6 protein-coding genes and 1 pseudogene are annotated in these 5,774 nt (G+C 63.9%); 2 read left to right on the top strand and 5 right to left on the bottom strand.

From position 1 onward, the window contains the following. Window positions 1-378: 378 nt before the first annotated feature. Window positions 379-1,023 (top strand): 2-polyprenyl-3-methyl-6-methoxy-1,4-benzoquinone monooxygenase, encoded by a 645-nt coding sequence (coq7, locus tag VLR48_RS04470; protein WP_325290628.1) that lies wholly within the window; start codon window positions 379-381, stop codon window positions 1,021-1,023. Between the two features lie 356 nt (window positions 1,024-1,379). On the opposite strand, the gene speD is transcribed toward coq7, so the two are convergent. Further along, window positions 1,380-2,201: an adenosylmethionine decarboxylase gene (gene speD / locus VLR48_RS04465; RefSeq protein WP_325290627.1), complete on the bottom strand. Its 822-nt coding sequence runs from the start codon at window positions 2,199-2,201 to the stop codon at window positions 1,380-1,382. A gap of 36 nt (window positions 2,202-2,237) precedes the next feature. Next, window positions 2,238-2,687, bottom strand: coding sequence for an OsmC family protein (locus VLR48_RS04460; protein WP_325290626.1), 450 nt, complete (start codon window positions 2,685-2,687; stop codon window positions 2,238-2,240). 68 nt (window positions 2,688-2,755) lie between these two features. Here VLR48_RS04460 and VLR48_RS04455 point away from each other — a divergent pair. Further along, a pseudogene (locus VLR48_RS04455) lies at window positions 2,756-3,086 on the top strand (transcriptional regulator Crp); the annotation flags it as partial. A gap of 97 nt (window positions 3,087-3,183) precedes the next feature. Here the strand turns inward: VLR48_RS04455 and trpC are convergent. The 3 genes from trpC to VLR48_RS04440 form a co-directional block, all read right to left on the bottom strand. Continuing rightward, on the bottom strand, window positions 3,184-3,990 hold the full coding sequence (gene trpC / locus VLR48_RS04450) for an indole-3-glycerol phosphate synthase TrpC (RefSeq protein WP_325290625.1): 807 nt from the start codon (window positions 3,988-3,990) through the stop codon (window positions 3,184-3,186). A gap of 2 nt (window positions 3,991-3,992) precedes the next feature. After that, window positions 3,993-5,033: an anthranilate phosphoribosyltransferase gene (gene trpD / locus VLR48_RS04445; RefSeq protein ID WP_325290624.1), complete on the bottom strand. Its 1,041-nt coding sequence runs from the start codon at window positions 5,031-5,033 to the stop codon at window positions 3,993-3,995. Between the two features lie 173 nt (window positions 5,034-5,206). Further along, window positions 5,207-5,774 (bottom strand): aminodeoxychorismate/anthranilate synthase component II (locus VLR48_RS04440; RefSeq protein WP_325290623.1); only part of this gene is annotated, 568 nt, incomplete at its 5' end.

Raw genomic sequence — 5,774 nt, 5'->3', positions numbered from 1 at the left:
GGACGGAGCCTGCCATGGCCATGAATCGAACCCGCTGGTATCCGGCTGCCCCAACGGGGCTCACCACGCGAGCCCGGGGCAACGCCCCGGGACCACGACCCCCATACTAAGCCCTGAAGGGGCGGCCCAACGCTTTGATGTGTCGATCTTAGGCGCGCGTTTCGGGAAAGGGCCGAACGGTGCAAACCGCTCAGAAACCCGGGGCGTTGCCCCGGGCTGACATCGGTCGCGCCGTTGGCGCTCGACACAAACTGCCGCAACGAGGCTCGCCAGGCTCGTCCTCAAGCTGGAAGCCGGCCCTGCTGCCCGCATACTCGTCACGCGGCTCGGAATCCCCGATACTGACCGCAACTCAACCCTTTTCGACCGGAGCAACCCATGACGACACGCCGTTTGACGCCCATCGACCAGGTCCTGATCAACGCCGATCATGCGTTGCGGACGCTGTTCGGACGCCCGCAAACCACCGAGCGACCGAACCCGGCCGAGGACATCCCGGAGGCGGACCTCACCGACGAGCAGCGCCGGCACGTCGCCCGCCTGATGCGGATCAACCACACCGGCGAGGTCTGCGCCCAAGCCCTCTACCAGGGTCAAGCGCTGACCGCCAAGCTGCCGGACACGCGCAAACGCCTCGAGCGCTCCGCCAAGGAAGAGAACGATCATCTCGCCTGGTGTGCCGCCCGTTTGGATGACTTGGGGGACCGCAAGAGTCTCTTGAACCCGCTCTGGTATGCGGGCTCCTTTGCAATGGGCGCGGCGGCCGGGCTGGCCGGCGACAAATGGAGCCTCGGCTTCGTCGTCGAGACCGAGCGCCAGGTCGAGGACCATCTCGACGAGCACCTCGCCCAGATCCCGATCGACGACGAGAAGACGCGTACCATCCTCGAGCAGATGAAGGCCGACGAGGTCCACCATGCGCAGATTGCCCACGCCGCCGGCGGGGCCGAGCTGCCGGCGCCGATTCGTTCGGCGATGCGACTGACGTCCAAGGTGATGACGGGCACGGTCTACTGGGTCTGAACCGCGCTCTGCGGTGCATGGAGGTTCCGAGCGATCTTGAATCTCGGAGCCACCAATCACCGTCGGCGCGGCGCGGTTCAGGTGGGTTTTGGATTTTTTTCAGGGCGTCCGGCGAACGGGATCGAGCGGGTCGTGGAGCGGTGCGGAGATTCCGAGACCGTCCGAGATCGTTGTCGTATCGATGGTCGATTACGACAACGACAACGATAACGAGCGGTTATGACACTCAGCCGCGCTGCAGTCGTCGGCCGGGTTGTCGAGGTAGACCGAGCCGGAACACGCCCGGCCGGCGGGTGGCGGTGAGCGAAGCGAACCACCCGATCCCCCTATCATCCTGAATTCCGCGCTAGCGGAATTCAGCCGGTGAACTCGAGGTTGCGCCCCAGATTACGCCCGTAAAAGATCTCGGTGAGCTCGCGGCGCAGCAGCTTTTGGATGCGCTGGTGCTCGCGCTCGGAGAGATCCTTGGCCTCGACGCAGAAGAGATAGTCGTCGAGCCGGAAGTGCTTGATGACCATCTTGGTGTGGAAGAGGTTCTCCTGGTAGACGTTCACGTCGACCATCTGATAGCGGTTCTTGGTGTCGCGCGACAAATAGTTCTGGATCGAGCTGATGTTGTGGTCGATGAAGTGCTTGCGCCCCCCGACATCGCGCGTGAAGCCGCGCACCCGGTAGTCCATGATGACCACGTCGGACTCCAGCGCGTGGATCAGATAGTTCAAGGCCCGCAGCGGCGAGATGCGCCCGCAGGTCGAGACATCGATATCCGCGCGGAAGGTGCTGATCCCGGTCTGGGGATTGCTCTCCGGATAGGTGTGGACCGTGATGTGGCTCTTGTCCAGATGGGCAACGACCGCCTCGGGCAAGGGGCCGGGCGAAGCGGTGTTTGAAATCTGCCCCGCCGCGATCGGCTCCTCCGAGATCAGCATGGTGACCGAAGCGCCCTGCGGGTCGTAATCCTGGTGCGCGACATTGAGGATGGTCGCACCGATGATCTCCGCGACATCCGTCAGGATCGCGGTCAGACGCTCGGCGTTGTAGGCCTCGTCGATATACTGGATGTAGGCCTCACGCTGCTCGTCCGAGTCCGCATAACAGACATCGTAGATGTTGAAGCTGAGCGTCTTGGTAAGGTTGTTGAACCCCTCCAGACGCAGCTTTTTCAGGGTCATGGGCATCGGCGTGAGACCTCCAGAACAACAGGAGCGCGCACGCTACCGTTCCGGTTCGACGGATGCAAGAGCGGTATCGAGATCGCGGATCTCGAAATCGTGCGTGACGGTCGCGGTCGCGCCCAGCATGATGGATGCCGAGCAGTATTTCTCGGCGCTGAGCTTGATCGCCCGCTCCACGCGTTGCGGATCGAGTCCCCGTCCGGTCACGATAAAATGGACATGGATCGCGGTGAAGACCTTGGGGTCTGTCTCCGCGCGCTCGGCCGTCAACTCGACGACGCAGTCCGTCACCGCCTGGCGCGCCTTGCGCAGGATGAGCAAGACGTCGAACTGGGTGCAGCCGCCCAAGCCCATCAGCAGCATTTCCATCGGGCGCACACCGATGTTGCGACCCCCGAGATCGGGTGGACCGTCCATGACGATGGCATGACCCGAGCCGGCCTCGCCCAGCATCGCCGCCCCTTCGATCCATTTCACACGCGCCTTCATCCGAGCTCTCCGCCGTCGTTCGTCCCGAAAAAAGAAGACCCGATGCGCAACCCGCTCCGCTCGGGGACATGACCATTCTGACGCCGCCCAAACAAGATCCACGTTGGTTGGAGCCCTTGTTGCGATATTGTTACGCCAAGAGCTACGACAAAAACGTGGACTTCATCCGTCAAGGCGAAGCGGCCGACACGCTCTATTATCCCATCGAAGGAGTACGCGAAGGATTTTCTCTACAGCGTCGGGCTCCAACTCTCCCAACGCCTGCGCCAGACCAGCCGCAAGGTCGGTCACCTGGCCTTCCTGGACGTAACCGGACGCATCGCCGGCACCCTGCTGGACCTCTGCAAGCAACCCGACGCCATGACCCATCCCGACGGGATGCAGATCCGCGTCACTCGATAGGAGCTCTGCCGCAGAGTCGACTGCAAGTCGACTATCCCGGGGTCCCCGGAGGTGCCGGCTCGGCTATCAACGCCTCTTTGATGTCTTGCGCCGCTCAATGCGTTCCGAAGAACAGCCGCGCCAGCTCCTCGCCCGGATCTTCGGCACGCATGAAGGCCTCGCCCACCAGGAAGGCATTGACACCGCTTGCACGCATCCGCGCGACATCCTCCGGCGTCAGGATGCCGCTCTCGGTGACGAGGAGCCGGTCGCTCGGGACCCGGTCGAGCAGTCCGAGCGTCGTGTCCAGGGTCACCTCGAAGGTCCGCAGATTGCGGTTGTTGATCCCGATCAGTCGACCGGGGACAGCCAGAGCCCGCTCCAGCTCGTCCGCATCGTGGACCTCGACCAGAACGTCCAGCCCGATCTGGCCGGCCAGTGCATTCAGCTCGGCGAGCCGCGCATCGTCCAGACAGGCGGCGATCAGAAGGATGCAGTCCGCACCCAGGGCACGGGCCTCGTAGACCTGATAAGGGTCGACGATGAAGTCCTTGCGGATCACCGGCAGCGCGCAGGCCGCGCGCGCTGCCTGGAGATCCTCGTCGCTCCCCTGGAAGAAATCCCGGTCGGTCAGCACCGAGAGACAGGCCGCGCCGTTGCGGGCGTAGCTCTGCGCGATCTCGGCCGGCCGAAAATCCGGGCGCAGCACTCCCTTGCTCGGACTGGCCTTCTTGATCTCGGAGATCACCGCGGGGACGCCGGCTTCGACCTTTGCGCGGAGCGCGTCGGCGAACCCGCGTGGCGGATCGGCCTCGTGTAAGCCGGAAACGAGCCGATCGAGCGGCACGCGCGCCGAACGGGCCGAGACCTCTTCGACCTTCCGGTGAATAATCTTTTTGAGGATGTCGGGCGTATCGGCCATGGTCAGACGCCACCCGTCGCGCGATCGAAGCTCGCCGTCAGTGCGATCAAGCGGTCGAGCCGACGCCGGGCCTCGCCGCTGGAGATGGCGAAATCGGCGCGCGCCAAGCCGGCGGCGAGACTCTCGGCACGGCCGGCGGCATAGATTGCAGCACCGGCATTGAGCTGAACGATGTCCCGGGCCGGCCCCGGCTGGTTGTCGAGGACGCCGCGAAGCATCACCAGGCTTTCGGCCGGATCCCCGACACGGATTGCATCGAGATCCGCTCGCGCGAGACCGAAGTCCTCGGGATGAACGGCGTAGCGGTGGATGACGCCGTCCTTCAGCTCGGCCACGTCGGTGATGTCGCCGATACTGATCTCGTCCAGTCCGTCGCGGGCATGAACCACCAAGACATGATGACTACCGAGACGCTGCAGCACCAGGGCCAGCGGCTCGAGCAGATCCTCGCTGAAGACCCCGAGGACCTGATTCGGCGCACCGGCCGGATTGGTCAGCGGACCCAGGACGTTGAAGATGGTCCGCACGCCCAGCTCCTTGCGTGGACCGATCGCGTGTTTCATTGCGCTGTGGTGGCCCGGCGCGAACATGAAGCCGACACCGACCTCGCGCACGCAGCGTGCGACCTGCTCGGACGTCAGATCCAAGCGTACCCCGGCCGCTTCGAGCACGTCGGCCGCACCGGAGCGGCTGGATACGGAGCGATTGCCGTGCTTGGCCACATGACAACCGGCCGCCGCAGCGACGAACATACTGGTGGTCGAGACGTTGAAGGTCCCCGAGGAATCCCCGCCGGTACCGACGATGTCGACCACATGATCAAGCCCGCCGATATCCACGCCGGTCGCCAGCTCGCGCATGACGCCCGCCGCCGCCGCAATCTCGGGCACCGCCTCGCCCTTCATGCGCAAGGCGATCAGGAAGCCCGCGATCTGCGCCGAGGTCGCCCCGCCGGTCATGATGGTGCGCATGACCGAGGTCATCTCCTCGCCGGTCAGATCACGGTGTTCCAGGCAGCGGTTGATCGCCTCTCTCAGCTCCATTAAAACGCGCCCTTTGGTTTAGGTGAGGTTTTCATGTCGGGTTGAACTTATCACGCGCATTCACTGCCGGAGCTGCGCGTTTTAAGTGATTATTTTTTAATTATTCTTGAAATATCCTAAACCGCGTCTCAACAGCCCACTGGAGAACTGCGGCGTCGACATCGCCGCCGACATCAACAGTCGGGATGGACGCGGTTTAGCGCGGTATCCAAAAAATTACGGAGGAGATCGTGTCCATGCCGCGTCAGGATCGACTCCGGATGGAACTGCACGCCCTCGACCGCAAGCTCGCGATGCCGCACGCCCATGATGGCCTCGCGCTCGCCCTCGGCGGTCTCGGTCCAGGCCGTCACCTCCAAACAATCCGGCAGGGTCTGCTGCTCGATCACCAACGAATGATATCGGGTCGCCTCGAAGGGGTTATCCAGTCCGCTGAAGACGCCGACGTTCGTGTGGTGGATCGCCGAGGTCTTGCCGTGCATCACGCTCGGCGCCTTGATGATATTCCCGCCGAACGCCTGGCCGATCGACTGATGCCCCAGACAGACGCCGAGGATCGGTACACGCCCGGCCATCGCCTTGATCAGCGCGACCGAGATCCCGGCCTCGTTCGGCGTGCAGGGCCCCGGCGAGATCACGATCCGCTCGGGCTCGAGCGCAATCGCCTCGTCGAGGCTCAGCTCGTCGTTGCGTACCACCCGCACGTCCGCACCCAGCTCGCCCAGGTATTGCACCAGGTTG

Origin of the sequence: Thiocapsa sp., from assembly GCF_035467215.1 — a bacterium.
Lineage (GTDB): Bacteria > Pseudomonadota > Gammaproteobacteria > Chromatiales > Chromatiaceae > Thiocapsa.
The sequence above is the reverse complement of the archived record's forward strand: the minus strand, read 5'-3'. Positions and strand labels throughout refer to the sequence as shown.